Origin of the sequence: Geitlerinema sp. PCC 9228, from assembly GCF_001870905.1 — a bacterium.
Lineage (GTDB): Bacteria > Cyanobacteriota > Cyanobacteriia > Cyanobacteriales > PCC-9228 > PCC-9228.
The window spans coordinates 1-3,448 of sequence record NZ_LNDC01000090.1 but is presented as its reverse complement, the minus strand read 5'-3'; the positions used below and the strand labels follow the sequence as shown (position 1 = coordinate 3,448).

The 3,448-nt window shown below is 49.1% G+C and carries 3 protein-coding genes; 2 read left to right on the top strand and 1 reads right to left on the bottom strand.

What is annotated here, in order from left to right; genetic code table 11:
• Positions 1–323: 323 nt before the first annotated feature.
• Positions 324–1,436, bottom strand: coding sequence for a biotin synthase BioB (gene bioB, locus AS151_RS07650; protein WP_071516456.1), 1,113 nt, complete (start codon positions 1,434–1,436; stop codon positions 324–326).
• A 172-nt stretch (positions 1,437–1,608) separates the two neighbouring features.
• Between bioB and AS151_RS07645 the strand changes: the two genes are divergently transcribed.
• Complete coding sequence (locus AS151_RS07645) at positions 1,609–2,202, top strand: phycobiliprotein lyase (RefSeq protein ID WP_071516455.1); 594 nt, start codon at positions 1,609–1,611, stop codon at positions 2,200–2,202.
• Positions 2,203–2,451: 249 nt separating this feature from the next.
• Positions 2,452–3,207 (top strand): phycobilisome rod-core linker polypeptide, encoded by a 756-nt coding sequence (locus tag AS151_RS07640; protein ID WP_071516454.1) that lies wholly within the window; start codon positions 2,452–2,454, stop codon positions 3,205–3,207.
• Positions 3,208–3,448 lie beyond the last annotated feature (241 nt).

Below are 3,448 nucleotides of genomic sequence, written 5' to 3'. Positions count from 1 at the left end.
TTCTGCGGTCGCAGCACCCCAGGTCATTTCTGCCTGTGGGTAGATAGTTGAAAATACAATACCAACTTTTGCCCCGTTCCCTACTTTAATGAATCGGGTGATGCCGGGACTTGCAGGGTTGGTTGTCCCTCGCCAAGCCGGTCTTGTATCTACCCATATCTCCAGAGTTCTCGCCCTGGTGGGCAATAGTGCCATACTGGGCTGAGGTGATTATACCCCATCCGCCGCTAACTAGCGCGAATGACGCTTCGCGTTTATTCGTAGGATGCGCGGCGGTTTTGCTCATACAACCACGGAAATAGGCTGTCAAATTGTTCCCATTGCTATTGAGATTCGCTATAGTTGGGAACTGGCGCTTCACCGCCTTCCAATCCCAACTCTTCTAGCATAGCTCGATCGTTTTCTGGCGGCTGTCCTAGGGTAGTCAGGTAGTGACCGATGAGCATGGCGTTAATGCCAGCCTGAAGACCCAACTTTTGGAGTTCGCCCATGACAGCTTCCCGGCCGCCAGCATAGCGTAAAATTTGCTCTGGCAGAATCAGCCGAAAAATGGCGATCGCTTTTAAGGCATCAAAGGGATCGAGCTTCTCGCGATCGCCGAGTGGCGTTCCTTCCCGGGGATTGAGCAAGTTAATAGGTACCGATTCCACTTCGAGTTCCCGCAAAGACAAAGCCATATCTACGCGGTCTTCCCAAGTTTCGCCCATCCCCATAATGCCGCCAGTACAGGCTTGAATTCCAGCCGCTTTTAGGTTTTTCACCGTTTCCACGCGGTCTTGCCAGGTATGAGTACTGACAATGTTTTCAAAAAAATTCTCAGAAGTTTCTAAATTGTGGTTGTAGCGAGTAACGCCAGCTTCCCGAAGTTGCTCTGCTTGTTCTGGGGTAACTTCTCCCAACGCACAACAGGGCTTGATATCGGTTTCGGCGATAATCCGCTTCACCGTTTCCAGAATCTGCTCGAATTCGTTGGATTTGGGGCTTTGGTACTTGGGTCCCCTGCCTTGGGAAACCAAACAAAACCGTTTGGCACCAGCATTGGCAGCGGATTTGGCTTGTTCCACAATTTCATCGGCAGACATCAAGCCGTAGATCGGAGAATTTTCCCCCGGATGGTGGGCAGATTGAGAACAAAAAGAGCAATTTTCCGAACAGTTGCCCGATTTCACATTCACAATGCTGCACAGATCCACCACATTACCGCAGCAAGCTTGGCGTACCCGGTCAGCAGCCTGGCATAGCTGTAAAATCTTCTCTTGCCCTTCAATCTCCGTCAGGGCTAGTGCCTCCTCACGGGAAAGGCGATGGCCGTCAATAATTCGCTCTGTAAGAGTTTGCAACCACTGTTTGAGGTTTTCGGACTCTAAAGGAACGTTGTTGCCGGCAAAATGGTTGTTTTTGCTAGTCGATTCTGTAAATTTTGGTGCTTGAACCACGATGTCCAGCCCCTAAATAACTTTTGTCAGATGTTTTATCATACCACGAAGGGGCATGAATTGAGAGGGTTGTTTCTGCCTAAAAATCGAGGAAATCAACGATTCGCCGTTCGCCCTTTCAATATTGGTTCCCCATACACCAGAGATAGCAATAGAAACCAGGTAATTAACTATGGATGCAATGGATTTCTTTCACAAAAGTGCTGGAACGTGGCGATCGCAGCGTACCACGCACCACCTACCTTTCCGACGTGCTGAAGTGGGCGAGTCGGAAATCCGCGTAGACAGTTTGAAGGCCGACGATCCGCAAGTGGCCGAAGTCTGTCGCATGCATGAAATTGACCCCAGCCGTGCCGCCGGCGGAGCCAGAGTCAGTTGGCAAGGAAGCATGGAATGGGACAAAGAAGACGAAGAAAACCATGCTGGTTCCACCATCTTAGTCTTAGTTCCCAACGAAGACGACGCCAGCAAAGGGCTGTTGTTGCGCGAACGGGGTTATGCAGAAGTTACCCCAGTAGCTGGCAAATACGAAATCGACTCTGAAGATGCCATGCTGCTAATCACCGATTACGAAACCATGAGTTCGGTGGAGCGTTTTTGGTTTCCCAACGACGACCTGCGGATGCGTAGCAGTACGGTAACCCGTTTTGGTGGTTTCAGCACAGCGTCCTTCTGTACGGAATCCCGCGTCGATTCTGCTACACCAGCAAATGACGAATCTGAAAAACAGATACCAGAGGCTGGGTTTTCTGCCCTCGGTTGGTAGTTTTTTTTGTAGAGGGGAGGTGAGGTCGTCGGGGCATACCGAGTATGGAGACATCGGGACATTAAAGCAAACAACCAATTATATCTGCCGGTGCTTCCAGGCTCGGTACGCACCCATCTCCCAAACATGCCGTCAAAAAATTAAGAATTGTTGCAAATCTTTAGAAAAGCGCGAAGAATCGCAAGATAATCTCCTATTGTAAAGTCGTGTACTTATCCTTTAAAAAGAAGTTGTAAAGGAGAATCGGCCGTGGCAATTCCTTTATTAGAATACTCTCCCAAAAGCCAAAACGAACGGGTGAGCGGTTACGAAGTGCCCGGTGAAGAACAGCCAAAAATTTACGACATGGTAGATGTCACCTCCAATGAGGACATGGAGGAATTGATTTGGGCTGCTTACCGGCAAATTTTCAGCGAACACCAACTGCTGAAAAGCAACCGCCAGTCGATTTTGGAATCCCAGTTAAAATACAAGCAAATTACCGTTCGAGACTTCATTCGCGGCTTGGTCACGTCTGAAGTGTTCCGCGAACGCAATTACAACACCAACAACAATTACCGTTTCGTGGCAATGTGCGTCCAACGGGTTCTTGGACGGGAAGTTTACAACGAACGGGAAAAAATTGCTTGGTCTATCGTTCTTGCGACCAAAGGCATGAAAGGCTTTGTTGATGCCTTGTTGGATAGCGATGAGTACATGCAAAACTTTGGGGACAATATTGTACCGTTCCAACGGCGTCGGATTTTGCCCCAGCGCGATCGCGGCGAAACGCCTTTCAATTTAAAAACCCCGCGTTATGGTGCTTACCACCGCGCCCAACTTGGGTTCCCGCAAATTGTCTGGCAAAATGCCGTACGTACGTTCCGCCCGCAAGAAAAGCAGCCTCAAGCTGGCGATCCGGTAAGCTATCTAGGTATGGCGCGGGAAATCCGTCCCAGGGAAAATCCCATTCCGCGGGTTTCTGCCCAAAATATTGACTATTTGTCGAAAGTACCTCGCAAATAGTAGAGGCATTTCTTGAAATGGCTTCTTGCGACTGCTGGTGATTGGTGATTGGCAATGGGCATAGGTAGAATTGGGATAATTCTGCTGCTGATTGCTAGTTACCGATCGCCAGCCGTTTGCTTTAGCTGGTTTTAAGGTGGCGAGAACGTAGGGTATTGACTAACCAAATCACTGAACATTAATTGACATCTGTGTTAATTGTGTTCGGTTAGTCCAGTCTTAGCCTCTTAGCGGGCTACGT